Origin of the sequence: Arthrobacter cupressi (assembly GCF_900099975.1) — a bacterium.
GTDB lineage: Bacteria > Actinomycetota > Actinomycetes > Actinomycetales > Micrococcaceae > Arthrobacter > Arthrobacter cupressi.
On sequence record NZ_FNEI01000001.1, the window covers coordinates 106,670 to 131,933 of the forward strand.

The 25,264-nt window shown below is 67.4% G+C and carries 18 protein-coding genes; 10 read left to right on the forward strand and 8 right to left on the reverse strand.

Annotated features, from left to right (window positions below; translation table 11 throughout):
- Positions 1-72: 72 nt before the first annotated feature.
- From BLP88_RS00510 to sucD, 5 genes are all read left to right on the forward strand, one after another.
- A complete protein-coding gene (locus tag BLP88_RS00510) occupies positions 73-900 on the forward strand; it encodes an inositol monophosphatase family protein (protein ID WP_074586059.1) in 828 nt (275 codons plus the stop codon).
- Between the two features lie 94 nt (positions 901-994).
- On the forward strand, positions 995-3,574 hold the full coding sequence (gene pcrA / locus BLP88_RS00515) for a DNA helicase PcrA (RefSeq protein ID WP_074586061.1): 2,580 nt from the start codon (positions 995-997) through the stop codon (positions 3,572-3,574).
- Between the two features lie 49 nt (positions 3,575-3,623).
- Positions 3,624-4,319 (forward strand): hypothetical protein, encoded by a 696-nt coding sequence (locus BLP88_RS00520; protein WP_074586063.1) that lies wholly within the window; start codon positions 3,624-3,626, stop codon positions 4,317-4,319.
- Between the two features lie 262 nt (positions 4,320-4,581).
- On the forward strand, positions 4,582-5,751 hold the full coding sequence (sucC, locus tag BLP88_RS00525; protein WP_074586064.1) for an ADP-forming succinate--CoA ligase subunit beta: 1,170 nt from the start codon (positions 4,582-4,584) through the stop codon (positions 5,749-5,751).
- 14 nt (positions 5,752-5,765) lie between these two features.
- Positions 5,766-6,668 carry a succinate--CoA ligase subunit alpha gene (gene sucD / locus BLP88_RS00530; RefSeq protein ID WP_074586066.1) on the forward strand — a complete coding sequence of 301 codons (903 nt, stop codon included), beginning with the start codon at positions 5,766-5,768 and terminating at the stop codon, positions 6,666-6,668.
- Between the two features lie 148 nt (positions 6,669-6,816).
- Here the strand turns inward: sucD and BLP88_RS00535 are convergent, their stop codons facing one another.
- The gene (locus tag BLP88_RS00535; protein ID WP_074586068.1) at positions 6,817-8,730 is read right to left on the reverse strand and encodes an alpha-amylase family glycosyl hydrolase; all 1,914 of its coding nucleotides are present in this window, start codon (positions 8,728-8,730) and stop codon (positions 6,817-6,819) included.
- A gap of 115 nt (positions 8,731-8,845) precedes the next feature.
- A complete protein-coding gene (locus tag BLP88_RS00540) occupies positions 8,846-9,631 on the reverse strand; it encodes a gamma-glutamyl-gamma-aminobutyrate hydrolase family protein (protein ID WP_074586070.1) in 786 nt (261 codons plus the stop codon).
- A gap of 58 nt (positions 9,632-9,689) precedes the next feature.
- Between BLP88_RS00540 and BLP88_RS00545 the strand changes: the two genes are divergently transcribed.
- Positions 9,690-10,820 carry an LOG family protein gene (locus tag BLP88_RS00545; protein ID WP_074586071.1) on the forward strand — a complete coding sequence of 377 codons (1,131 nt, stop codon included), beginning with the start codon at positions 9,690-9,692 and terminating at the stop codon, positions 10,818-10,820.
- Between the two features lie 64 nt (positions 10,821-10,884).
- Here the strand turns inward: BLP88_RS00545 and BLP88_RS00550 are convergent, their stop codons facing one another.
- From BLP88_RS00550 to BLP88_RS00560, 3 genes are all read right to left on the reverse strand, one after another.
- The gene (locus BLP88_RS00550) at positions 10,885-12,135 is read right to left on the reverse strand and encodes an aminopeptidase P family protein (protein WP_074586073.1); all 1,251 of its coding nucleotides are present in this window, start codon (positions 12,133-12,135) and stop codon (positions 10,885-10,887) included.
- Between the two features lie 62 nt (positions 12,136-12,197).
- Positions 12,198-12,971, reverse strand: coding sequence for a creatininase (locus BLP88_RS00555; protein ID WP_074586074.1), 774 nt, complete (start codon positions 12,969-12,971; stop codon positions 12,198-12,200).
- A gap of 88 nt (positions 12,972-13,059) precedes the next feature.
- Positions 13,060-14,673: a purine-cytosine permease family protein gene (locus BLP88_RS00560; RefSeq protein WP_084110660.1), complete on the reverse strand. Its 1,614-nt coding sequence runs from the start codon at positions 14,671-14,673 to the stop codon at positions 13,060-13,062.
- A gap of 181 nt (positions 14,674-14,854) precedes the next feature.
- Between BLP88_RS00560 and BLP88_RS00565 the strand changes: the two genes are divergently transcribed.
- Complete coding sequence (locus tag BLP88_RS00565) at positions 14,855-16,360, forward strand: PucR family transcriptional regulator (protein ID WP_074586078.1); 1,506 nt, start codon at positions 14,855-14,857, stop codon at positions 16,358-16,360.
- 70 nt (positions 16,361-16,430) lie between these two features.
- Here the strand turns inward: BLP88_RS00565 and BLP88_RS00570 are convergent, their stop codons facing one another.
- The 3 genes from BLP88_RS00570 to BLP88_RS00580 are packed head-to-tail and all read right to left on the reverse strand — an operon-like array spanning position 16,431 to position 20,505.
- The gene (locus tag BLP88_RS00570; RefSeq protein WP_074586079.1) at positions 16,431-17,402 is read right to left on the reverse strand and encodes an ABC transporter substrate-binding protein; all 972 of its coding nucleotides are present in this window, start codon (positions 17,400-17,402) and stop codon (positions 16,431-16,433) included.
- Positions 17,403-17,404: 2 nt separating this feature from the next.
- Positions 17,405-19,474 carry an ABC transporter permease gene (locus BLP88_RS00575; RefSeq protein WP_074586081.1) on the reverse strand — a complete coding sequence of 690 codons (2,070 nt, stop codon included), beginning with the start codon at positions 19,472-19,474 and terminating at the stop codon, positions 17,405-17,407.
- Positions 19,471-20,505 carry a quaternary amine ABC transporter ATP-binding protein gene (locus BLP88_RS00580; protein WP_074586083.1) on the reverse strand — a complete coding sequence of 345 codons (1,035 nt, stop codon included), beginning with the start codon at positions 20,503-20,505 and terminating at the stop codon, positions 19,471-19,473. Before BLP88_RS00580 ends, BLP88_RS00575 begins: the two co-directional genes overlap by 4 nt.
- A gap of 552 nt (positions 20,506-21,057) precedes the next feature.
- On the opposite strand from BLP88_RS00580, the gene BLP88_RS00585 reads away from it, so the two are divergent.
- The 3 genes from BLP88_RS00585 to BLP88_RS00595 all read left to right on the forward strand — a co-directional run bounded on the left by BLP88_RS00585 (position 21,058) and on the right by BLP88_RS00595 (position 25,193).
- Positions 21,058-21,642 carry a TetR/AcrR family transcriptional regulator gene (locus BLP88_RS00585; RefSeq protein WP_074586084.1) on the forward strand — a complete coding sequence of 195 codons (585 nt, stop codon included), beginning with the start codon at positions 21,058-21,060 and terminating at the stop codon, positions 21,640-21,642.
- Between the two features lie 302 nt (positions 21,643-21,944).
- On the forward strand, positions 21,945-23,648 hold the full coding sequence (gene betA / locus BLP88_RS00590; protein ID WP_074586086.1) for a choline dehydrogenase: 1,704 nt from the start codon (positions 21,945-21,947) through the stop codon (positions 23,646-23,648).
- Between the two features lie 3 nt (positions 23,649-23,651).
- A complete protein-coding gene (locus BLP88_RS00595; RefSeq protein ID WP_245679720.1) occupies positions 23,652-25,193 on the forward strand; it encodes an aldehyde dehydrogenase family protein in 1,542 nt (513 codons plus the stop codon).
- Positions 25,194-25,264 lie beyond the last annotated feature (71 nt).

The following is a 25,264-nucleotide window of genomic DNA, read 5'->3' on the forward strand; positions in this document are numbered from 1 at the left end:
GCGGATAGCGCCTATCCGCTTCCCCAACCTCGCTGCGCTCGGCCGGGGCCCCTCGCGGATAGGCTGGGTCCCATGACCACTGGCAGGCATTCCGCTGTTGAACTCGATCCCGCACTCGACGACTACGACCTGGCCGCGGCCCTCGTCCGCGAAGCCGGGCAGCTCGCGCTCCTGATGCGGATGGGCGGCCTTCAGGGTGACCGCAAGACCTCCGTCTCCGATGTCGTCACCGCAGCGGACCGTGCCGCCGAGGCGTATGTGCTGGAGCAGCTGCGCCGCTGCCGCCCCGAGGACGGCATCCTCGGCGAAGAAGGCAGTTCGGTGGCGGGCAGCAGCGGCCGGACCTGGGTGATCGACCCCGTGGACGGCACCTTCAATTTCCTGCACGGCTCGGCCTACTGGTGCTCGGCGATCGCCCTCAAGCGGGACGGCGACGGCCCGGACCCCGAGGCGATCCTCGGGGCCGTCTACCAGCCGGAACTCGACAAGCTCTGGCTGGGCGGCGAACGCCGCCCAGCCACCCTGAACGGCGAACGGATCGCCGGCCCCTCCGCCACCCCGCTGGCCGAACTCTGCGCCGCCACGTACATCCACCCCACCTGGCTCGCCGACCCGCGTGCGGCCATGCCCTGGCACGCGGCAGCGGTCTCCGCGGCGTCCCTGCGCATGTTCGGCTCCGGCTCCTGCGACCTCGGCCGGGTGGCGGACGGCGAACTCGGCTGCTGGTTCCAGCACAGCTGCCCCGAATGGGACTGGCTCCCCGGCAAGGCGATTGTCCGCGCCGCGGGCGGGGACACCGCCGTCGTCCGCGTGAACGGGCTGGACTGGTTCCTGGCGGGAGGCCCGACGGCGGTCGGCGAGCTCCGCGCGGCGCTCGCCTCCGTGCCCCAGTTCGCCTAGCCGCCAGTTCGCGTAGCCGCCAAGCTGCCCTGCGGGCCGCCTCGCGGCGCCGGGAAATCCGGTGTCAGTCCCACCGCCTAGACTTGTAATCACCATGGATATGTTGTTCGACCCCTACGCAGGCAGCTCGTACAAGGCTGCGCCCGAGCCCGCCCGTTCCCTCGCCGGGGCCGGCCGGCCCGCCTCGGCGTCCGGCGGACCCGGGGCATCGCAAGGCGGCTCCAACCGGCCCGGGGGCTCCGCGCCATGGGAGTCCGGGGGCGGCCACGGCGGTCATTCCATGCCGAGTGCCGAATCCCTGCTTCTGGGCCTGAACCCGCAGCAGGAGGAGGCGGTGAAACACGGCGGCAGCCCGTTGCTGATCGTGGCCGGCGCGGGGTCGGGGAAGACCCGCGTGCTCTCCAACCGCATCGCCTACCTGATCGCCACGGGACGGGCGCACCACGGCGAAATCCTGGCCATCACGTTCACCAACAAGGCCGCCGCCGAAATGCGCGAACGCATCGAAGCCCTGGTGGGCGGCCGCGCCAAGAGCATGTGGATCTCCACCTTCCACTCCTCCTGCGTGCGGATCCTGCGGCGGGAGGCCGCCACGGTGGGCCTGAAATCCAACTTCTCCATCTACGACTCCGCGGACTCGCTGCGGCTGATCACCCTAGTGGCAAAGAACCTGGACCTGGACCCCAAGCGATTCGCACCCAAGGCCATCCAGCACAAGATCTCCGCGCTCAAGAACGAGCTCGTGGACGACGACGCCTTCGCCGCCGCGGCCAACTACAACGATCCCTTCGAACAGGCCGTAGCCGAGGTGTTCAAGGGCTACACCCAGCGGCTGCGCCAGGCCAACGCCATGGACTTCGACGACCTCATCGCCCAGACCGTCTACATGTTCCGGGCCTTCCCGGCGCTCGCCGAGTCCTACCGCCGTCGCTTCCGGCACGTGCTGGTGGACGAGTACCAGGACACCAACCACGCCCAGTACGCCTTGGTCCGCGAGATCGTCGGCACGGACGCCGGAACCCAGGGCGCCGCAAGCCAGGACGGCCCCGGACACGGCGGACCGGGACACGTCGGGCCCAGCGAGCTGACCGTCGTCGGCGATTCCGACCAGTCCATCTATGCCTTCCGCGGCGCGGACATCCGCAACATCGTGGAATTCGAAGAGGACTACCCGAACGCCCGCACCATCAAGCTGGAGCAGAACTACCGCTCCACCCAGAACATCCTCTCCGCGGCGAACTCGGTGATCTCGCGCAACCCGAACCGGCAGGAGAAGCGCCTCTGGACTGCCGAGGGCGATGGCGAGAAGATCATCGGCTACGTGGGCGAAAACGAACACGACGAGGCCCAGTTCATCGCCAAGGAGATCGACCGGCTGCAGGACGAGGACGGCCTGCGTCCGGGCGACGTCGCGATCTTCTACCGCACCAACGCCCAGTCCCGGTCGATCGAAGACGTGCTGGTCCGCGTCGGCCTGCCCTACAAGGTGGTGGGCGGCACCCGCTTCTACGAGCGCAAGGAAATCAAGGACGCTCTCGCCTACCTGCGGGTCCTGGTAAACCCGGACGACGACGTCAACCTGCGCCGGGTGCTGAACGAACCCAAGCGCGGCATCGGCGACCGTGCCGAAGGCGCCGTGGCGGCCCTCGCCGAACGCGAGAGGACCTCCTTCATGGCGGCGGCGCGCCGCGCCGCGGACGCCCCGGGCATGGCCACACGTTCCGTCAACGCCGTGCTCGGATTCGTGAAACTGCTCGACGACCTGGCCGAAGTCGCGTCCGGATCCGGGGCGGCCGCCGCATTGGAGGCCGTGCTGGAACAGACCGGCTACCTTGCGGGCCTGCGGGCCAGCAACGACCCCCAGGACGAATCGCGCGTGGAGAACCTCGCCGAACTGGTGGCCGTGGTCCGCGAATACGAGCGTGACAACCCCGAAGGCTCGCTCGGCGAATTCCTGGAGCAGGTGTCCCTCGTGGCGGACGCCGACCAGATCCCGGATGCCCCGGGCGCGGACATCGATGCTGCCGTCGCCGAAGCCAAACGCCTGGGCGTGGTCACGCTCATGACCCTGCACACGGCCAAGGGCCTGGAATTCCCCGTGGTGTTCCTCACCGGCATGGAGCACGGGATCTTCCCGCACCAGCGTTCGGCCACGGACCCGAAAGAACTGGCCGAAGAACGCCGCCTGGCTTATGTGGGGCTGACCCGTGCCCGGCAGCGGCTGTACGTCACGCGTTCGGAAGTCCGCAACATGTGGGGCCAGAGCCAGTACAACCCGGCCAGCCAGTTCATCGAGGAAATCCCCTCCGACCTGGTGGAATGGAAACGCGAAGGCACCTCCCGCCAGGCCGGCGGCTGGGGCGGGCCGTCCTTGGGCGGGAACCGCTACGGCGGTTCCTACTGGGGCGCCGGGACCTCCCGCGGTGCTGCGGCCAGCCCGTCCGCAGGGTTCGACGCCGACGTGCCGGCCGCCGTCGCACGCAACCGGGTGCAGCCGCAAAAGGAAGTCATCGCCGTTGCGGTGGGGGACAAGGTCAACCACACCAGCTTCGGCAACGGCACCGTCATCGGCGTCGAAGGCTCCGGTGACAAGACCGTGGCCAAGGTGACGTTCGACGTCGGGGAGAAGCGCCTGCTGCTGCGATACGCGCCGCTGACCAAACTGGAAGGCTGACGCCTTCCCGGACCGGAGACGCACCGGGGCGGCGCGGCCGCCCGGCATAATGGGTGGCATGCGACGGACTGTATTGGGGATTCTGGCCGCCTGCCTGCTCACTGTGGCCACCGCGTGTTCGGTGACCACCAAGGACCCCGACTACGTGCCGCCGCCGCCCTTGCCGCCCCTGGAGCAGATCAAGCAGGTCCCGGTCACCCAGCCCAGTACACTCGGCAGCGGCGGCGACGTGACCGCCTTCGTCACCGAGGACCGCAATATTGCGTGCGCCATGACCTCGGCCCGTGGAAACCACCTGAACCTGCCGTACGAGGCCAACAACTACGGCGACAGTGCCAACGGCAAGCTCGCCACCGTGCCTGTAGTGCATTGTGAACTGGCCGTGTACCCGGCCCCGCAGGCCGGCGACGCCGCCCGCACCTGCAACGGCACGGGCCTTGGCTACCTCGGCGGTACGGTGCTGCTGCGTCCGGACACGGTGGAGTACGGCGGATGCCGCTCCGGTGTCACCGAAATGGAAGCGGAGTTCGGGCCCAAGGGCAACCGCACAGGACCCATCGCGGAACTGCCCGTGCTCAGCGAAGGGCAGAACATCGAACGCAACGGCCTGCGTTGCTCCGCATACAACGGCGGTGTCGCCTGCGGGAACATCTCCGCAGGGGTGGCTTTCTTCGTGAACCGGGCCGGATACCTGCTGGTCTCTGACGGCGGAACTGTTACCCGCGGCAAAATGCCGGCGGCCTAGCCCGCCAACAGCGGGAAAACGGCGCAAAAACCGCGGGATCACGCGGATTTTCTACGTCTGATAGAAGTGTGTGGTTGGTCACTTAACGGGTAGTGTAGAACCGGCTCGCCCCCGCGGGCGGCTAGAGTTCCAGAGGAACTTGCGCAATATGACCGGCAGTTTGTGGCGGAATGTTGCACACTTCTCTTCCGCAGCTGGTTACCGCGGTCACCGCGGACGCCGGCTGTACCGACACTACTTCGACGTAGAAGGACACTAAACCGTGGACCTGTTTGAATATCAGGCGCGCGATATGTTCGAAGCGCACGGTGTACCCGTGCTCGCCGGCATCGTGGCGCACACTCCTGAAGAAGCAAAGGCAGCTGCCGAGAAGATCGGCGGAGTCACTGTCGTCAAGGCACAGGTTAAGGTCGGTGGCCGCGGCAAGGCCGGCGGCGTGAAGGTTGCCAAGTCCGCCGACGAGGCGCTTGAGCACTCCACCAACATCCTGGGTATGGACATCAAGGGCCACACCGTCCACAAGGTGATGATCGCCCAGGGCGCAGACATCGCCGAAGAGTTCTACTTCTCGATCCTGCTGGACCGCGCGAACCGCAACTACCTGGCCATGTGCTCGGTGGAAGGCGGCATGGAAATCGAGCAGCTCGCCGTCGAGCGTCCCGAGGCCCTTGCCAAGGTCGCCATCGATCCCGCCGTCGGCATCGACCAGGCGAAGGCTGACGAAATCGTCGCCGCCGCCGGTTTCTCCGCCGAACTGGCCCCCAAGGTCTCCGCCGTCATCCTGAAGCTCTGGGACGTCTTCAAGAAGGAAGACGCCACCCTGGTGGAGGTCAACCCGCTGGTCCGCACCGGCGCCGGCGACATCGTCGCCCTGGACGGCAAGGTCTCCCTCGACGAGAACGCCGACTTCCGCCACGTGCACCACGCCGCGCTGGAAGACAAGGACGCCGCGGACCCGCTCGAAGCCAAGGCCAAGGCGCAGGACCTGAACTACGTGAAGCTGGACGGCGAAGTGGGCATCATCGGCAACGGCGCCGGTCTTGTGATGTCCACCCTCGACGTCGTCGCCTACGCCGGCGAGAACCACGGCAACGTCAAGCCCGCCAACTTCCTGGACATCGGCGGCGGAGCCTCCGCCGAGGTCATGGCTGCCGGCCTGGACGTCATCCTGGGCGACGAGCAGGTCAAGAGCGTTTTCGTGAACGTCTTCGGCGGCATCACCGCCTGTGACGCCGTAGCCAAGGGCATCGTCGGTGCACTGGCCGAGCTCGGTACTTCCGCCAACAAGCCGCTGGTTGTCCGCCTCGACGGCAACAACGTGGACGAAGGCCGCCGCATCCTGACCGAGGCCAACCACCCGCTGGTGACCCTCGCAGCAACCATGGACGAGGGCGCCGACAAGGCCGCCGAGCTCGCCAACGCAGCAAAGTAAAGGGACGCAGGACTATGTCTATCTACCTCAACAAGGATTCCAAGGTCATCGTCCAGGGCATCACCGGCGGCGAAGGCACCAAGCACACCGCCCTGATGCTCAAGGCCGGCACCAACATCGTCGGCGGCGTGAACGCCCGCAAGGCAGGCACCACCGTGCTGCACGGCGACAAGGAAATCACCGTCTACGGCACCGTCAAGGAAGCCATCGCGGAGACCGGCGCAGACGTCTCGATCGTCTTCGTTCCCCCGGCATTCACCAAGTCCGCCGTGGTTGAAGCCATCGAAGCCGGCATCGGCCTCGTGGTGGTCATCACCGAAGGCGTTCCGGTGCAGGACTCCGCCGAATTCTGGGCTCTGGCCCAGTCCAAGGTGGACGCCGACGGCAAGCAGATCACCCGCATCATCGGCCCGAACTGCCCCGGCATCATCACCCCCGGCGAAGCCCTGGTGGGCATCACCCCGGCGAACATCACCGGCAAGGGCCCCATCGGCCTGGTTTCCAAGTCGGGCACCCTGACCTACCAGATGATGTTCGAACTGCGCGACCTCGGCTTCTCCACCGCCATCGGCATCGGCGGTGACCCGATCATCGGCACCACCCACATCGACGCCCTCGCTGCGTTCGAAGCCGACCCGGAGACCAAGGCGATCGTGATGATCGGCGAAATCGGCGGCGACGCCGAAGAGCGCGCGGCTGACTTCATCAAGGCCAACGTCACCAAGCCGGTCGTCGGCTACGTGGCAGGCTTCACCGCCCCCGAAGGCAAGACCATGGGCCACGCAGGCGCCATCGTCTCCGGCTCCGCCGGTACCGCCCAGGCCAAGAAGGAAGCCCTCGAAGCCGCGGGCGTGAAGGTCGGCAAGACGCCGTCCGAGACCGCCAAGCTGCTCCGCGAGGTTTACGCCGCGCTCTAAGGCGCCACCGCCTCAGCTGCTAACGACGGCGCCCGCACCTTCCCCGCGAAGGTGACGGGCGCCGTCGTCGTTTAAGCGGCGTGGTTTAGGCGGACAGGCCCGACGGCGGCCGGCCGCCCCGGCGGCGCGCTCCGGGGGAGCAGGCCTCCTAGCCCGCCGCCCGCACCGCCAGCCACACGAACTCCTGGGCTCCGAGCGTCAGGCCGTCCGCCAGGGACACCGGCCGGCCACCCAGGAGTTCGGTGGCGCCCGGAGCGAAACCGGAGAGGGTCTGGGCCGTGACATGCTGGGCCGCGTCCGCGAAGTTCGCCAGGACCAGCACGGTGCGGCTCCCGCCCGGGCGCTGGTAGCCCAGGACGTGCCGGTTGTTGGCGTTGAATCCGATCAGCGGGTTTCCCGCGAGCTCGGGCGTTGCGGAACGCACGTCGAGCATCCGCTTCAGGCTCGCGAAGATGGCGCCTTCCGGCGTCGACGGATCGCCGCGGTGCGCGTAGCGCCCGGCGGGGTAGTGCGGACGGTGGACCCAGCGGCTGTCGGCCTCATGGCCGGGCTCCTCCGCGTAACTGTAGTCGTTGAGCTGGCCCACCTCGTCGCCGAGGTAAATCAGCGGAATCCCGCCGGTGCTGATCGCGATCGAGTGCAGCAGCAGCACCCGGCGCACCGCCTCCGGCGAGCCGTCCTCGAGTCCGCACAGGGACGCCGTCGTGCCCGAAATTCGGCAGTCCCCCGTCTTCGGGTTGTCCTGGAAGGCGACGCCGCGCGCGAAGCTGCCCGGGAAACGGTTGACGTAGAACGAGTTGAGGAAGCGGCGGTGGTCGAAGCCGTTGATCCCCAGTTCCGCGGCGTCCTCGTCGGCGAAGGTCCAGCCGATGTCGTCATGGCTGCGCACATAGTTGACCCACGCGGTCCCGGCCGGCAGGTTGTGCCGCCGTTCCAGGGCCTGGGAGAGCAGCGATGCGTCCCGCGTGGCCAGGGCCTCCCAGCCCAGCGCCATCTCCAGCGGGTTGTACGAAATCTGGCATTCGGCGGGGTCGATGTACTGCACCACCTCGTCCGGGTGGACGATCGCCTCCGACTTGAACAGCAGCGACGGCGCGGCCAGGCGGCACACGGCGTTGAAGCCCCGCAGCAGCTCATGGGCCTCGGGCAGGCTCTCGCAGGCCGTGCCGAGCTGCTTCCAGATGAAAGCGACTGCGTCCATCCGCAGGATCTCCACGCCCTGGTTCGCGAGGAACATCATCTCGCCCGCCATCGCCCGGAACACGGCCGGGTTGGCGTAGTTCAGATCCCACTGGAAGGTGTGGAAGGTGCACCAGACCCACCGGCCGTCCGGCTGCTGCACGAAGCTGCCCGGGTGGTCGTCCGGGAAGATCTCCCGCACGGTCTGCTCGTAGGCGTCCGGCATGGTGCGGTCCGGGAAGATCCAGTAATAGTCGGAGAACTCCTGCTCGCCCGCGGCGGCGCGCCGCGCCCATTCGTGCTCGTCCGAGGTGTGGTTGAAGATGAAGTCCAGCACCAGGCTGATGCCGTTCGCCCGCAGCTCCGCGGCCACCTCCCGCAGCTCTGCCATGGTGCCGACCTTCGGGTTGACGTCCCGGTAGCTGGACACCGCGTAGCCGCCGTCCGAGTTCGGTTCAGGGGCAAGGAAGAGCGGCATGAGGTGCAGGTAGCTCAGCCCGAGTTCGCGGAAATAGGGGATGCGTCCGCGAAGGCCCTCCAAGTTTTCGGCGTAGCGGTCCACGTAGCAGACGCCGCCGAGCATGTTTCCGGCGGCGAACCACTGCGGCTCGGCCTCGCGCCGGGCGTCGAGTTCCTTCAGTTCCGCGGGGCGCTCCTGCCACGACCGGGCGCACTCCACCACGAGGGCCGCCAAGTGCTCCTCCCAGTCCGGGCGGGAGCCGTAGAGCGAGGCGAACAGTCCCCGGAGCACTGGCACGTACTCCTCCACGCGGGCGAGAAAGACCTTCCAGTCAGGTCCTTTCCGGCGCAGCCCGGGGTCTGCTTCCAAGGCCTCGAGGACCTGCTTCAGCGTCGCGTTTCCGTCGCTGCTCGTTCCGCCCATGGGACCTCCTTGTACACCGTGTGTGGCAGCAGCCGCACAGGGAATGTATGCGCTGCATCACATACTGTAGTGGCCTCCGAGGCACGCATGAAAGCGCTTACGCATCTGCCGCGGCTCAGCCGCCGGACCGGCACACCTCCACGAAGGCTCGGAACGGCGCCAGCCGCTGCCCGTCAGGCAACTGGCCCGCCTCCGGATGCCACTGCATGGAAACAACCCAACGCAACGGATCCTCCAGGCCTTCGATCGTGCCGTCGTCGGCCACCGCCGTCACCAGCAGCCCGCTGCCCACCCGGGCCACGGCCTGGTGGTGGCCGGACGCGATCCGCACGCTGGGCGAGCCGCCGTACAGGCCCGCGAGACGGGAACCTGCCGCCAGCCCGACGTCGTGCCACGCCCAGGAGTGTTCAGCCCAGGAGTGTGCAGCCCGGGTGTCCGGGACTTCGGCAGCGGGTTCCGGCCCCGCCGCGATCCGGTGCGTCACCGCGGACGGGTGCATGTCCTGGATGAGCGTGCCGCCGTAGAGCACGTTCAGGACCTGGTGGCCCCGGCAGATCCCCAGTACCGGGATCCCGGCGGCGACGCCCGCCTTGGCCACGGCGATGTCGAGCTCGTCCTGGGCAGGGTTGACGTCGTACAGCGCGGGGCCGGGTTCCTCGCCGTACAGGCCGGGGTCCACGTCGCCGCCGCCTGGCAGCACGACGCCGTCGAGCCCGCGCACGCCGGCGGCCGGGTCGCCGTCGGAGGAATCCAGCAGCACCGCTTCCGCCCCGGCCCGGCCGAGCAGCTCCACGATGAGTTCAAAGAGGCCGTTGGCCTTGCCGACGCGCGGGTCGGCGCCTTCGGAGTTGCTGAGCCGGACGGGGATGCCGATGCGCGGTGCACCGTTTGAAGGCTGCATGGCCCCATTCTGCTACGGAGCCGCCCGGAAAGGACCAGCAAATGCCTAAGCTGATCGGATGACACCCTCCGGCCGCCTGAATCCCAGCCCGCGCACCCTCGACGTCGAAAGTGTGGCGCACTTCGACCGGCTGGTCAGCGCCGGTGCCGGGACGATGCATGGCTGGCACGCCCAGTCGCTGGACCTGAGGGGCCGCAGCCGCGAACTCACGGCGCTCGACGCCCAGGGCGCCATTTTCCTCGGCTGCACTTTCGACGACGGCGTGGAGGACAGCCTGCGCAGCCGCGGCGCCCTGATCTTCCCGAAACTGCGCGGCATCCCCTTCAATCCGTACCGGGGCAGCCTGTATACCGCCGCCGAACTCTACGAGGACATCGCCGGGCACGAATACGAGGCCACCCCGGACGCCCGGATCTACCAATGGAGCATCCTGCCCGGCCAGCGCACCAGCCTCGACGCCACCCTCGCAGCGGCCCTGCACGACCACGCCGTCGGGGACGCCCTCGAGGAGGCGCTCTCCAACGGCGACTTCGCCGGCACCCGCCTGGTGGGCGTGATGGGCGGCCACGCGGCCCGGCGCGGCACGGCGGAATACGCCGACGCCGCCCGGCTCGGCAGGCTCCTGGCCCGTTCCGGTTTCACCGTCGCCACCGGCGGCGGCCCGGGTGCGATGGAGGCCGCCAACTGCGGCGCGTACCTCAGCGGACTGCCCGACGGCGACTTCACCGCCGCGCTCGGAACCCTCGCCACCGCGCCGGGCTTCCGGCCCTCGGTGACGGAGTGGGCGCGGGCGGCGGCCGCCGTCGTCGGGCAATACCCCGGAGGGACCGCCTCGCTGGGCATTCCCACCTGGTTCTATGGGCACGAACCGCCCAACCTCTTCGCCACCCACATCGCCAAGTACTTCGCGAACTCCGTACGGGAGGCGATCCTGCTGGAACTGTGCACGGGCGGCATCGTGTTCCTGCCCGGATCGGCCGGCACGGTGCAGGAAATCTTCCAGGACGCCTGCGAGAACTACTACGGCGCCCCGGAAACCATCACGCCCATGGTGCTGGTGGGGCGTGAACACTGGGAGGAAACGTACCCGGCCTGGCCCATGCTGCAGGCGCTCGCCCTCGGAAAGCCGATGGCCGGCCGTATCCACCTCGTGGACACCGTGGAGGAGGCGCTCACGGTGCTCGCCTAGCTGCCCTTCCCGCGCACGGACATGTCCGCTCCTTCGTGCGAAGAAGCGGACATGTCCCGGTGGATCAGGCTTCCACGATGTTGTGCTCCGGGCCGAAGCCGAACTTGGTGATGTTCTCCACCGAGTCCTCGCCGATCACCAAGATGTCGTGCTCGCGGTAGCCGCCGGCGCCCGGGAGGCCGTCGGCCACGGTGATCATCGGCTCCATGGAGACCACCATGCCCGGCTCGAGCACCGTCTCGATGTCCTCGCGGAGCTCCAAACCCGCCTCGCGGCCGTAGTAGTGCGAAAGCACGCCGAAGGAGTGGCCGTAGCCGAACGTGCGGTTGGGCAGAAGGCCGTAGCCGATGTAGATCTCGTTGAGCTCGGCGGCGATGTCCTTGCAGACGGCGCCGGGCTTGATGAGTTCGAGGCCGCGGCGATGCACCTCCACGTTGATGTTCCAGAGCTCGAGCGAGCGCTCGTCCGGTTGGCCGAGGAAAAGGGTTCGTTCGAGGGCGGTGTAGTAGCCGGAGGTCATGGGGAAGCAATTCAGCGAGAGGATGTCGCCCTTCTCCAGCCTGCGGGTGGTGGCCCAGTTGTGGGCGCCGTCGGTGTTGATGCCGGACTGGAACCAGACCCAGGTGTCGCGGACTTCGCGGTCCGGGAAGGTCCGGGCGATCTCGTGGACCATGGCCTCGGTGCCGATCAGGGCCACCTCGTATTCGGTGATGCCTTCGCGGATCGCGTTCCGGATGGCCTCGCCGCCGAGGTCGCCGATGCGGGCGCCGTGCTTGATGACCTCGATTTCCTCGGCGGACTTGATCATGCGCTGCCGCATGGCGTCCTGGGAGACGTCGAGGAGCCGTGCGCCCGGGAACGCGGCGGCGAGCTTCTCGCGGGTCAGGCCGGGCAGGAAATCGTCCTCGACGCCCAGGCGCGTGGCCTTGACGCCCCGCTGCCGCAGGGCCTCCTGGATGCCGAAGTAGAAGTTGTCGCGGCGCCAGTCGGTGTAGACGATGTTTTCGCCGTACGAGGTGCGCCACGGCATGCCGGCGTCGATGTTCGCCGTGATGGTGACCGAATCGTCGGCGGTGACCACCAGGGCGTAGTTGCGCCCGAACGTCGTGTAGAGGAAGTCCGAGTAGTACTTGATGCCGTGGTACGAGGTCAGGACGACGGCGTCCAGCTCCTTCGCGGCCATGATCCGGCGGAGGCCGGCCAGGCGGCGTTCGAATTCCGCAGCCGAGAAGGTGAGCTTGCCCTTGCTGCCGTTGTGCAGGACCTTGAGGCGCTCGAGTTCGGTGACGTTCGTGACGGTGGTGTCGACGGACATGGTGTGTCTCCTTTTCAGGGGTTGTGTTGCGTGGGTGATGGAAGTTGGTGGATGCCGCGCCGCTACTGCGCGGCGAGTTCGGCGCTGATCGCCTCGGCGAGGGCCTTGGAGGTCCGCTCGAGCAGGAGCTGCCCGGCGGCCTCCGAGGCGGATTTGGCCGAGGAGAGGCAGCCTGATGCGGGCGTGAGTTCGGCCCGGACCGGCAGGATGTCGTAGCGGGGCAACTGCGCCGCCGGCAGGTCCATGACCCGCTCCAGGCGGACGAGGTCGGGGTGCAGGTGCAGCATCAGGGAGGTCTCCAGGACGCCGCCGTGCTCCACGTCCCAGCCAGGGAAGGAGCCGCTGTAGATCTCCTCGATGGTGTCCTCGTCGACGAAGTCCCAGTACGAAAGCAGGATGGCGGACACGTCCTGGCCGCGCCGTGCCAGCTCGGCCGTGGCTTGTTCGATTCCCTCGTAGAGGAACTGGTAATTCTCGAAGTGGCCGTTGAGGAAAATGAGCCTGTGTGCGCCGTGCCGGGCGAACTCGAGGGTGAGCGTCCTGGCGATCGAGATCAGCGTCGTCGCGTCGAGGCTGGTGGTGCCGCCCAGGTGGTTCCCGCCGCCCGAACGCTGCTGCGACTTGTACCCGTACACGACCGGCGCGGCGACGAGGCCCCCAATGACCCCGGCGAGGCGGGTGCTCATGGCCTTGGACAGGATGACGTCGGTGTTGAGCGGCAGGTGCGGTCCGTGCTGCTCGATCGAGCCGACCGGGATGATGACCGGCGCACCATCTGCGATGGCCTCGCGGTAGGTGAACGCGTCGAGCTCCTCCATGAGGACGCTGCGGGGCATGGTTTCTCCTTGAATGCGGTGTGGGAAGGCATGGGGGACCGGGGCGGCGGCGGGTCGTGGGCCCGCCGCCGCCGCGATCCGGGAAAGGCTACGGGGCCGGGATGTGGCTGGCGTCGGGAGCGGGGGGCACTGCCTGGACAGACGCCGATGGCTGGACGGGAACTGCCTGGACGGGCGACGACGGCGGTTCGGCCGCTTGCGTCACGTCACCGTGCACGTCGAGGTACTCCTGGTCGCTGACGCCGTCTTTGATGCCGAGCGGCACCTCCGGGTGGATCCGGTCACGGAACCGCGGGTAGCTGAGGGCGAAGTACAGGATTCCCGAGGTGAGCGAACCGGCCAGCCAGGACAGGTCCACGCCGCCCATGGCCGTGGCGATGGGGCCTTGGAAGACCGGCAGGGCGCCGTACATGAACAGCCAGGTCATCACCAGGCCGGCTGCGAAGGCGATGAGCGCGCGCGGGTTGACGGCCTTGAGTTTGGTGTCCCGCGGGCCGGCGAACAGGTAGCCGAAGTTCTTGTGCCGGCGTTCGAAGATGAAGTAGTGGACTGCCATGATGCCGCCCCAGGTGGCTACCCAGGCCGCGATAGCGATGACCCAGCTGTCCAGGAGCGTCGCGAAGTCCTCGGCGAAGAGGAAGAGGATCACGGCGCACATCGAGAAGATGCCGACCACGATCGAGATCTTCCTGCGTGAAATCTTGATGTCGAGGGCCTGGGTGGCAACGCCGAAGGTGTACAGGTTGATGATGTTGGTGGCGATCGGTCCGTGGATGACCAGCAGGATGACCGGGATGGCCATGGCGCCGAAGCTCTTGACGATCAGCTCGCCGGGATCGGCGGTGCCGTTCATGGTCGCCAGGCTCGCACCGAGCAGGCCCAGCCAGGCGACCGGGAGGAACTGGCCGAGGACCGAGGTGAAGTAGAGCTTGCGGGGCACGATGCTCTTGGAAACGAAGCGTGAGTAATCCGGCGCGTAGGTGAACCAGCCGATGCCCCACCCAATGCCGATCGCGGTCATGATGCCTGACATCGCCGCGATCCGCTCGCCGCCGCTGAGGACCTCGCCGGCCGGGCCGGCGTAGCTCCAGTCGATGGGCAGCTGGGTCCAGGCGATGATGGACATCGCCACGAGCACAAGGAGCGTGGGCGGCATGGTGATGCGCTCGAACTTGGCGATCGCGCCGTAGCCGCGGTAGCAGATGGCCACCTGCACGCCCATGATGACGGCGGCAACCCCGACCTTCCAGGCCAGGTTCTCCTGGGCCGGGTCCACCCAGCCGATCATGCCGAACAGGGCCATGACCAGGTCGAGGATGACCCAGGTGTTCACGGCGGACCAGCCCACCGCGACGATTGCCTGGATGGCGGCCGGGACGTAGGCGCCGCGGCGGCCGAAGGCGCCCCGGGCGAGGAGCATGCCGGTTGCCCCGGTCTTCTGTCCGAGGAGGACGAAAAAGCCGAAGCCGACCATGCCGATGACGTTTCCGAGGACGAGCACCGTCATGGTGTCGGCAAGGCCGAGGCCCATGTTGATGCCGAGGGCGCCGAGGATCCAGTTGATGGGGGCGACGTTGGCCCCGGCCCAGATCCAGAACTGCCCGGAGAGTTTGGTGGTGCGGGCCGACTCCGGAACGGGCTGCAGCACATCCTCGACGGCGTGCGTGGCGTTCTCAGAGTGGCTCTGAGTGCGAAGACTCATGGGGGGACTACTTTCTCTTGGTCTGCTTTTCGAGCGAGTAGCCGGCTCCCTTCCACTGTATGGCGGCCGATCCGCATCCAGTAGACTCACCCTGTCGCCATTGAGTGCGGCTCCGGGTTACAGATCGTCACCTGCATGAGATGCGCGTTACACGGACGAACGTGAGGAAGCGAGGCGCTGCGTGGCCGTTCCGTTGAAGGAAGTCCTGGACAGCGTGGCGCTTCTGCCGGGCCAGCCGGTGGTGCTCGCCGGGCAGGAGGCGGTTGCCCACCGGACGGTGCGCTGGGTGCACTCAAGCGAGGTGGTGCAGATCGCTCCGTTGCTCAGGGGCGGCGAGTTCCTGCTGGTGGGCGGCCAGAACTTCCTTGCCCTCCGCGAGGGCGCGCAGCTGGAGTACATCAGGAGCCTGTCCGAGCGCGGGGTCGCCTGCGTCGCCTTCGAAACGGCTGGCGGACGCGACATCCCCCTGGAGGTCCTGGCGGCCGCCGACGAGGCAGGGCTGCCGCTGGTGGGGCTCCGGAACGTGGTGCCGTTCGTCGAGGTCGCCGAATGGGTGAACCGGCGCATCGTTTCCCGGCAGGTCGAAGCGCTCCAGATTGCCGATGCCCTTTCGCAGCAGCTCGCCGAGCGGGTGGCCGCGGGCGGTGCCCCGCTCCTGCCAATCCTCGAACTGACGGCACGGGCGCTGGATGCCTGGGTCGCCGTCGTCGATCCGCGCGGCGTCGTGATCGAATCAGCCGGTACCGAACCAGGGGAGCGCGGCCCCGCCTTCAGCGTTGAACTGAACGTTGGCGGCATCGACATCGCCCGGCTCGAGATCTCCTCCGCTTCGGAGGACCCGGACCGCCTGGAGACCGTGGCCCAGCGGATCCGCGGCATCGTGGCCCTCGCCCTCTCGCAGCGCCACCGTCCCAGCCTCGCCCGGATGGCCGATGACGCGCTGCTGCGGATGATCGTCGCCGGGGGCGGCGGTGACCAGCTCCTGGAGTTGGCCGAGGCGGCGGGGCTGCCGCCGGACGTTCCGGTCGCCGTCGCGCTTTTCCGCTCCCGGGACTCGGGGCGTCCCGCTCCCGACGCCGAGCGGACCCTCCGCGCGCTGGGCGCCCAGATCCGGCTCCACGCCGACGGCGACGCCTTGGTGGCGCTTGTTCCGTTCGAGCGCGGGGGGAGCGTGGCCGCGCGGCAAGAGTTCATCCGCTCGCTGCGGGAATCGCTCTCGGGCAAGGGCGGCCTTGGCGCGGTCGGTCCCACCGAGCCGTCCATCCGCGGGGCGTCCCGCTCACTCGCCGAGGCCCGGATTACCCTGCGGCTCGGGCGGGCGTCGAAATGGGAACACGCCGTCTATGACAGTGCCGACTTCGTCGTCGAGCGCTTCGCGGAACGGGAGCTGCCCCGGCATGCCGTGGAGCTCTTCATCGAGGAGACGTTGGGGCCGTTGATGGAGCTGGAGCGCCGCCGCGGCGGCGAGCTGGTGCGCACGCTCGATGTGTGGATCACAGAAGGCTGCAACACTGCGGAAGCCGCGCGGGTCCTCTTCCTTGAGCGGCAGAGCCTCCACAAGCGGCTCGCCCGCATCTTTGAGGTCCTCGGCGGTGATCCCCGCGGGACGGGCCGGCTGGGAGCGCTCGCCTTCGCGGTCAAGCTCGTGCGCGGAAACGCCCGGCTGCGCGACGGCGCCCGCGGCTGACGGGCGACGGGCCGGTAACGCAGGACGCCGGGCACCAATTCGGTGCCCGGCGTCGCGCTGTGGAGAAGGTCTACTTGAGCCAGGCCTCCACCTTCTCGGGGTGCGCCTCCACCCACTTCTTGGCCGCAGCTTCCGGTGCCATGCCGTTCTGGATGTCCGTTGCCACGGAATCCTGGTCGGCGTTGGTCCAGCTGAACGCCTTGGCCAGCTTGGCCGCCGGCGAGCCGCTGTCCGCGAACTTCTTGGAAATGACCTTGTTCAGCTTGTAGTCCGGGTAGTCGCAGGCAATCTTCTCGGCGTCCGCATCGCAGCCGGGTGTCCACTTCGGCAGGTTGACCTTCACGAGGGGAACTTCGGCGAGGAACCACTGGGGTTCGTAGAAGTAGCCCAGCAGCGGGGTCTTGTTCTTCTCCGCGGCACGGAACGACTGGATGAGGGCGGCTTCGGAGCCGGAGTACACCACCTTGAAGTCCAGCTTCAGGTTCTTGACCAGGGCTTCGTCGTTCGTCACGAACGCGGGGTCGCCGTCGAGGAGCTGGCCCTTGCCACCGGACTCGGAGGTCGCAAGGAGCGAAGCGTACTTGTTCAGGTTCTTGCTGTCGGTGATGTCCGGGTGGGCCTTTGCCAGCCATGGCGGCACGTACCAGCCGATGTGTCCTTCGTTTCCTGTCGGCCCGGCGTCGACGGCTACGGCCTGCTCGGTGATGTACTGCTTGGCGAGGTCCTCGTGGCCCCAGTTTTCGATGATGACGTCCACCTCTCCCGAGCCGAAGCCCTGCCAGGCGATCTGCTCGTTGAGGTCCTTTTGCACCACCGTGCACCCCAGCTTTTCTTTGGCCACGTAGCTGTAGACGGCAGCGTTGGCCGTGTAGCCGACCCACGCGTTGAGGGCCACATTGACGGTGCCGCACTGGGGCTTCGACGCGTCGGCCGCCGCGGCCTGGTTGACGGACGCGCCGCCGCAGGCGGACAGGAGCAGGGCTGTGGCTGCTGCCCCGGCCAGGGCCGGGACAAGCCGTTTCAGGACACTGGTACTTTTCATGGTCAAGCCTCCTTGGTGTTGGGAACGGAGTTGTTGGGAACTGGTTGGGCTTTGTGGGTGGACTTTGAGGGTCGTGCGAAGGCCGCCGCCTGCGTGATGCGGTCAAGGAGGATGCCGAGGAAGACGATGGTCAGGCCGGCTGCCATTCCCTTGCCGAAAAGCGAGCTCTGAACGAACCCGGCGACGACGTCGTAGCCAAGGCCGCCGGCACCCACCAAGGCGCCCACGACGACCATGGCCAGGACGTAAATGAGGCCCTGGTTGGCGGCGAGTCCAAGCGATTTCCTGGCCATGGGGAGCTGGACCTTCGTGATGACCTGCCAGGGGGTTGACCCGCTGGACACCGCGGCTTCGACCACAGTGGGGGAGACCCCGGAAATGCCGTCGGCCATGATCTTGATCGCCGCGGGCGCCGCGTAGATGACGCCTGCAATGATCGCGGTGAAGCGGGTTGCGCCGAAGAGGCCCAGGAAAGGAACCAGGTAGACGAAGGCGGGCAAGGTCTGGCCGGCATCCAGTACCGGGCGCAGGAGCTTGTCGAGCCTGCTGGAACGGCCCATTGCAACACCGAACAGCACACCCAGGACCATGACGATGACGGTCGCTACCAGGGTGCTCGCGAGGGTCACCATCGCGTCGCCCCACAGGCCGAGGTAGACGATCGCGGTCAGGCAGCCAAGGACCAGGGCGGTGAGCTTCCAGCCGCCGAAAGCGTAGGCTGCCAGGGCCAGGACCGCGAAGATGATGAAGAACGGCGTTTCCGTGGCGAGGGACTGGAACGGGTTCAGGAAAGCGACGGTGACCGCCTCCCGGAATGTCTCGGTCAGCAGGAACAAGTGGGTTTGCATCCAGTCACTGGCCGACGCCACGCCGCTGGTGATGGCCGGGCCGAAGTTCAAATCCGTGGGGAATTGGGCCGCCCAGAGCACCGTCCTGGAAAGTTGGACCAGAACCAGCACCAGGACGAAGGTGGCGCCCAGGACAATCACCCGCAGCCGGCGCGAAACCTTGCTTCGCCGCCGCTGTGTGGCAGGCTTTGCCCTTTCGCTGGCGGCGGTGGTCACCCGGTCGAGCATGATCGCCATGAGGACGATCGAGAGGCCCGCATTCACGGCCGTGCCGACGTCGAGCGACTGCAGGGCACGGACCACCACCTGGCCAAGGCCGGGAGCGGCGATCAGCGCGGCGATCGTCACCATGGAAAGTGCGGCCATGGTGCCTTGGTTGATGCCCATCACGATGGTCCGCTTGGCCATGGGTATCTGGAGCGTGAACAACCGCTGCAGTCCGGTGGTTCCCAGGGAGTCGGATGCTTCACGGGTGTTCTCCGGGATGCCCCTGATGCCGTGGGCGGTCAGGCGGATGATCGGCGGCGCCGCGTAGATCACGGTGGCGATGACGGCGGAGGCCGGGCCGATCAGGAAGACCAGTGCCAGGGGCGCCAGGTAGACGAAGGTCGGGAGGATCTGCATGAAGTCCAGCACCGGCGTGATGATCTTCTCGATGCGGGCGCTGATGCCCGCCAGCACGCCCAGGGGGAGTCCGACGAGCAGGGACAGCAGGACCGCCGTCACCACGAGGGAAAACGTGTAGGCGGCCTCGACGAAGAGTCCCTGCAGGCCAAAGAAGACGAACACGGCAGCGGTCAGCACCGCCACCCGGGCGTTGCCGACGGCGAAAGCGATCCAGCTCAGGAGTCCGACGGTACCGAGCCAGCCGATTTCCGGGAGCCTCAGGCCCGTGGGGCTCGCCGCGAACGTGGTGGTGAACACGTTGGCGACGGCGTCGACGGCGGAGCGCAGCGGCGAGAAGACGTAGAGGAAGACGGGGTTGTCCGCGCGGTTGGATGCCACCCAGGCGTTGAAATGGTTCAGCGAGCGGTGGAGATCCGTCAGTTCCGCGGTGGGCAGCGTGAGGGTACCGGTGCCGCGCAGGAGGAAGTACCCCGCGAGCCAGATGGCGCCGGCACTGAGGAGGAGGACCGTCTTGCGGCTCAGGCGCCGGCGCGGTGCCCGGACCGGAGCGGCCTGGGTGTCCGGTGTTTCTTCCAGGTCGACGAGGGTGGCGCTCATGCTGCTGCTCTCACTCCACGCAGCACGGAGAGGATGCTGTCGCGATCGATCTGGCCGGTGATTGCGCCAGCTTCTTCGACGAGGACCGGGCTGGATGAGTGCATCACAGTGTGGATGGCGTCGCGGATGATGGTGGAAGAACTCAGCACCGGCGCGTCACCGGGAGTGCCTGCGGCCAACGGTTCGGCGATCCATTTCAGGGTGAGGACGTCCGAACGGGGCACCTCGGAGACGAAATCGGCGATGTAGTCGTTGGCCGGCGAGCCGACAAGCTCGTCTCCGGTGCCGCACTGGACGGCTTCCCCGTGCCGCATGATCAGGATCCGGTCGCCCAGTTTGAGGGCTTCGGAGAGATCGTGGGTCACGAAGACCATGGTCTTGCCCATGTCTTTGTGCAGGCGGATGACCTCGGCCTGCATGTCGCGGCGGATCAACGGATCCAGGGCCGAGAACGGCTCGTCGAACAGGATGGCATCGGGGTCGCCCGCCAGCGCCCGGGCCAGACCCACCCGCTGCTGCATGCCGCCGGACAGCTGTTCGGGATAGTGCCCCTCATAGCCGTTGAGGCCCACAAGATCGATGACCTCACGCGAACGGGCATACCGTTCGTTCTTTGCCGTGCCCCGGATTTGCAGGCCGTAGGCCACGTTGTCCAGCACGGTGCGGTGCGGCAGGAGTCCGAAATGCTGGAACACCATGGACATCTTCTGCCGGCGCAAATCCCGCAGTTCGGCGGGACGGGCCTGAAGGATGTCCTGGCCTCCGATGCTGACGCTGCCCGATGTGGGTTCGATCAGGCGCGTCAGACAGCGGATGAGCGTGGATTTGCCGGATCCAGAGAGGCCCATGATGACGAACACTTCGCCCCTTGCCACGTCGAAACTCATGTTCCTGACCGCGGCCACGCATCCGGTGCGTTCCAGCAAATTCGAGGAAGGCAAAGCGGACAATTCCGGATCCAAGGGGATCTTCGCGCCGCCGGATCCGAAGACTTTCCAAAGATTGCGTACCGATATAGCGGAACTGTTCATTCCTGCACTCCTGCTGGGGGCTCTGCCTGGGGCGTCGCGTGGGGAAAAGTATGGGGAAGTTCGCAACGATCGCGGTTGTTTAATATGCAACTTTCACCGTGATACGCAACACCGTGACGGAGGTCACAGCGTGTTGTCAAGCATTTTGTTTCCCGCAGTCCTTTCATGACTTGCATCCGGGGCGCGGTTTTGCGTCCCCCGTGAGGCGACGCCGTCGCGTCCGGCGCGCGCCCCGGGAGGAAGCGGGGAGGGCGCTTGCCACGCGGGAGTAGGCGAAATCGTTTATATACCGTCCGGACGGATGTTTGGACGCCGCCTTGGTGGCCAGGTTTCCGGCAGTCGTCATATTTTTCTCGACGGCGGGTTATGTCAATCGAGTTGTGTATTGCGCAACTTGGAAAGCGGAATCCGGGGCGACTGGGCTGCCGGGTCGGTTTCCAGTGCAGCCAGATGGGGTGGCCTGGCCGGCGCCCGCGAAGGGTGCCCGCATCGGCCCGGCGCGCGTCGCCGGCGCAGGATGCGACGCCCCCGCTTTCGCCATAGTCTGGCGGGGTGGATACAAGGACAGTGAACCCGGGAGAGCAAGTCGACAGGCAGTCCCGCATCTTGGATGCAGTGCTGGAGCTGTTGTCGCGCCATGGCATCTCGGGTGTCAATATGCGGGCCGTGGCCCGCGAAGCCGGCGTCGCGCTCGGTCTCGTCAACTACTACTACGCGGACAAGCCGAGCCTCATCCGTGCGGTCCTGAACCGGATCGGCGAGAGCGACATGAGGCTGGTGACCCCCGACCCGGAGGCGCATCCGGATGAGCAGCTCCGTGAGGCCCTGAGGCGGGTCGCGGGACCGGAAATCCTGACCACGCCCTATTTGTCGCTGCGCCTCCACCTTTGGGCGCTCGCGCAAGCCGATGAAGACTTTGCCGTGATCAACGCGGAAGCGTTTGACCAGTACCTGGACGGGCTCGCGACGCTGATCGGCAACGCCAAGCCGGAGCTTTCCCGCGAAGCATGCAAGCAGCGGGCGGATGACATTGTCGTCGTGCAGAACGGGATGTGGCTGACGTCCCTCCTGGGCATCGACAAGGCGGCAATCCAGCGGAGCATCGCCCGCACCGAGCAGATCGCCTTCGCCGACTAGCGAAAGCGAGGCTCCGACTCCCGACGGTTTGTGACCCGCGGGCTTCGGCGTGCCCAAATCATCCGGGTTGGCCCCGGCCACGGGCCTCGCGAATCCGAGAGTGCGCTCACTGTTGAACAAATGTCCAGTCGAGGTCTTGAACATATGTTCAAGCTCGGCTAGCCTCGATGTATGACCTGCGCCACACCGGCGAGGTCCCCGCGGAGATTGGCCTACGGGTCAGTGGCGCCCACGCGTCGCGCCATGGTCTTCGGTGTCGGCACCAGGCCGCATCCGCGTCGAGGCCTAAGGAGATTTGCAGCATGACAAAAACGAGCTACGACTACGTCATCGTAGGTGGGGGAAGTGCCGGCTCCGTGCTGGCCAACCGCTTGAGCGAAGGCGGCACGCGCAGCGTCCTGGTCCTTGAAGCGGGCCGCAGCGACTACCCCTGGGATCTTTTCATCCAGATGCCGGCAGCCCTGACCTTCCCCAGCGGCAACCCGCTCTACGACTGGCGCTACGAATCGGATCCGGAGCCGTACATGGGCGGCCGCCGCGTCGCCCACGCCCGCGGCAAGGTGCTGGGCGGCTCCAGCTCCATCAACGGCATGATCTTCCAACGCGGCAACCCCATGGACTACGAGCGCTGGGGCGCCGACGCCGGCATGGAGACCTGGGACTTCGCCCACTGCCTCCCGTACTTCCGCCGCATGGAAAACACCCTCGCCGCCGATCCGGACGACGAATTCCGCGGCCACTCCGGCCCGCTGGTCCTGGAACGCGGACCCGCCACCAACCCGCTCTTCCAGTCCTTCTTCCAGGCGGCCCAGCAGGCCGGCTTCCCGCTCACGGACGACGTCAACGGCTACCGCCAGGAAGGCTTCGCGCCCTTCGACCGCAACGTCCACAAGGGCCAGCGCCTCTCGGCCTCCCGCGCCTACCTGCGCCCCAACACCGGCCGGCGGAACCTCGATGTCCTCACCCGGGCCTTCGTCACCAAGGTCAACTTCAAGGGCAACGTGGCCACCGGCGTCACCTACCGCCGCAACGGCAAGCTTCACACCGTCAACGCGGGCGAGGTCATCCTGTCCGGCGGCGCCATCAACACCCCGCAGCTGCTGCAGCTCTCCGGTGTAGGCGAATCCAAGCACCTGAAGTCCCTCGGCATCAACCCGGTGGTCAACCTGCCCGGCGTCGGCGAGAACCTGCAGGACCACCTCGAGGTGTACATCCAGCACGCCTGCACCCAGCCGGTGTCCATGCAGCCGGCCCTCGATGTGTGGCGCATGCCGTGGATTGGCATGCAGTGGCTCTTCGGGCGCAAGGGCCCGGCGGCCACCAACCACTTCGAAGGCGGCGGCTTCGTCCGCTCCAACGAGGACGTGTCCTACCCGAACCTGATGTTCCACTTCCTCCCGGTGGCCGTCCGCTACGACGGCCAGAAGGCCGACGCCAAGCACGGCTACCAGGTGCACATCGGCCCGATGTACTCGGACGCCCGCGGCAGCCTGAAGATCAAGTCCACGGATCCCACGGTCCACCCGTCCATGGTCTTCAACTACCTCTCCACCGACCAGGACCGCCGAGAATGGGTCGAAGCCGTGCGCATCTCCCGCGACATCCTGGGCCAGTCCGCCATGGCACCGTTCAATGGCGGCGAGATCTCTCCCGGCCGGAGCGTCCAGACGGACAAGGAAATCCTGGATTGGGTTGCCGCCGACGCCGAAACCGCGCTGCACCCGTCCTGCACCGCCAAGATGGGGCCGGCGTCCGATCCGATGGCCGTGGTCGACCCGATCGACATGTCCGTGCACGGCACCAAGGGCCTGCGTGTCGTGGACGCCTCCGCCATGCCGTACGTCACCAACGGCAACATCTATGCCCCGGTGATGATGCTGGCCGAGCGCGCCTCCGACCTGATCCTCGGCAAGGCTCCGCTGGCCGCGCAGCACACCGAGTTCTACCGCCACGGAATCTCTCCGCTCGAGCGCGACAAGTCCGCAAGCCAGGCAGTGAGGGGCTAGACAATGAGCGTCACTGAAACCCTGCAAGAAATGAACGCAGTGAAGATCGTCCGCGGCATCTTCATCGACGGCGGCTGGCAGGAGGCCTCCGACGGCGGGACAACAGTTGTGCGCTGTCCGGCGGACGGACGCGAGGTGGCAGTTGTCGCTTCGTCCACCGTCGAGGACGCGGAGCGGGCAATCGCCAGTGCCCGGGCAGCGTTCGACGGCGGTGCGTGGCGCCGCTTGACGGACCTGGAGCGCGGGGCGGTCATGCTGCGGGTCGCGGAGCTCCTCGAACGGGACAAGGCGATCTATGCCCGGGCCGAGTCGCTGGACACCGGCAAGCGCCTGGTCGAGGCCGAGTACGACATTGACGACATCGCCGCGTGCTTCCGCTACTACGGCAAGGTCGCGGGCCTCGATGCGGGTCGCGTGATCGACACGGGGCGTCCGAACGCCATCAGCCGCGTGGTCTATGAGCCGCTGGGCGTGTGCACCCTCATCGCACCGTGGAACTACCCGCTCCTGCAGGCGGCCTGGAAGGTGGCACCGGCCCTCGTGGCGGGAAACTCCTTCGTGCTCAAGCCCAGCGAGCTGACGCCGTCGACGTCCATCCTGCTCATGGAAACGCTGGCCGAGGCCGGGGTTCCGGCCGGCGTCGCGAACCTCGTCACGGGACGCGGATCGCGGGTGGGGCCGGTGCTGAGTGCGGACCCGCGGGTGGATCTGGTCTCCATGACCGGAAGCCTGGCCACGGGACAGACCATCATGGCGGCTGCCGCGGACACCGTGAAGCGCGTTGCCTTCGAGCTTGGCGGAAAGAACCCGAACGTCGTCTTCGCGGACGCGGACTGGGACGCCGCCGTCGACAATGCCCTGACCGCTGTCTTCCTGCACTCCGGCCAGGTCTGCTCGGCCGGAGCCCGGCTCGTCGTCGAGGAGACCATTGCGGAGCGCTTCGTCGCCGAGGTGGTCGAGCGGGCGAAGAAGATCCGCATGGGTGGCCCCTTTGACTCCGATGCGGAAACGGGCCCGCTCATCTCCGCGAAGCACCGCGAACAGGTCCACGTCTACGTTCAGGCAGGCATTGCGGAGGGCGCCGAGCTTTTGTGCGGCGGCTACATCCCCGACGAGGGCTTGCTCGCGGACGGCTTCTTCTACCCGCCCACCGTGCTCGGCAACTGCCGCTCGGGTATGAGCGTGCTGCGGGAGGAGTCATTCGGGCCGGTGCTGACCGTGGAAACCTTCCGGACCGAAGCCGAGGCCGTTGCCATAGCCAACGACACGGAGTACGGACTGGCGGGTGCGGTCTGGACTTCGGACGCCTCGAAGGCGCAGCGCGTTGCCGCCGGGCTCCGGCACGGGACGGTGTGGATCAATGACTACCACCCGTACGTCCCGCAGGCGGAGTGGGGCGGTTTCGGCAAGTCCGGCATTGGCCGTGAACTTGGCAGCGCGGGCCTCAACGAATACCGCGAGGCGAAACACATCTGGCAGAACATCCAGCCCGCTCCCAGCGGTTGGTTCGGCCAGCCTGCCGAAGACCCGTCCGCCGAAGGCTAGGACGGGCAACGCAGGCAAGCACCATTCAAGGGGGACACGGGCCGGGCGTGCCGTGAAGCACGCCCGGCCGG

What these genes read in the sequence shown, in the direction of transcription:
- BLP88_RS00535 (WP_074586068.1), bottom strand. Translation starts at nt 8,730, where the DNA reads ATGGGCGGAACGAGCAGCGACGGAAACGCGACGCTGAAGCAGGTCCTC.
- BLP88_RS00550 (WP_074586073.1), bottom strand. Translation starts at nt 12,135, where the DNA reads ATGTCCGTCGACACCACCGTCACGAACGTCACCGAACTCGAGCGCCTC.
- BLP88_RS00570 (WP_074586079.1), bottom strand. Translation starts at nt 17,402, where the DNA reads ATGAAAAGTACCAGTGTCCTGAAACGGCTTGTCCCGGCCCTGGCCGGG.
- BLP88_RS00555 (WP_074586074.1), bottom strand. Translation starts at nt 12,971, where the DNA reads ATGCCCCGCAGCGTCCTCATGGAGGAGCTCGACGCGTTCACCTACCGC.
- BLP88_RS00540 (WP_074586070.1), bottom strand. Translation starts at nt 9,631, where the DNA reads ATGCAGCCTTCAAACGGTGCACCGCGCATCGGCATCCCCGTCCGGCTC.
- BLP88_RS00545 (WP_074586071.1), top strand. Translation starts at nt 9,690, where the DNA reads ATGACACCCTCCGGCCGCCTGAATCCCAGCCCGCGCACCCTCGACGTC.
- sucD (WP_074586066.1), top strand. Translation starts at nt 5,766, where the DNA reads ATGTCTATCTACCTCAACAAGGATTCCAAGGTCATCGTCCAGGGCATC.
- pcrA (WP_074586061.1), top strand. Translation starts at nt 995, where the DNA reads ATGGATATGTTGTTCGACCCCTACGCAGGCAGCTCGTACAAGGCTGCG.
- BLP88_RS00580 (WP_074586083.1), bottom strand. Translation starts at nt 20,505, where the DNA reads ATGAACAGTTCCGCTATATCGGTACGCAATCTTTGGAAAGTCTTCGGA.
- BLP88_RS00595 (WP_245679720.1), top strand. Translation starts at nt 23,652, where the DNA reads ATGAGCGTCACTGAAACCCTGCAAGAAATGAACGCAGTGAAGATCGTC.
- BLP88_RS00560 (WP_084110660.1), bottom strand. Translation starts at nt 14,673, where the DNA reads ATGAGTCTTCGCACTCAGAGCCACTCTGAGAACGCCACGCACGCCGTC.
- BLP88_RS00520 (WP_074586063.1), top strand. Translation starts at nt 3,624, where the DNA reads ATGGGTGGCATGCGACGGACTGTATTGGGGATTCTGGCCGCCTGCCTG.
- betA (WP_074586086.1), top strand. Translation starts at nt 21,945, where the DNA reads ATGACAAAAACGAGCTACGACTACGTCATCGTAGGTGGGGGAAGTGCC.
- BLP88_RS00510 (WP_074586059.1), top strand. Translation starts at nt 73, where the DNA reads ATGACCACTGGCAGGCATTCCGCTGTTGAACTCGATCCCGCACTCGAC.
- BLP88_RS00575 (WP_074586081.1), bottom strand. Translation starts at nt 19,474, where the DNA reads ATGAGCGCCACCCTCGTCGACCTGGAAGAAACACCGGACACCCAGGCC.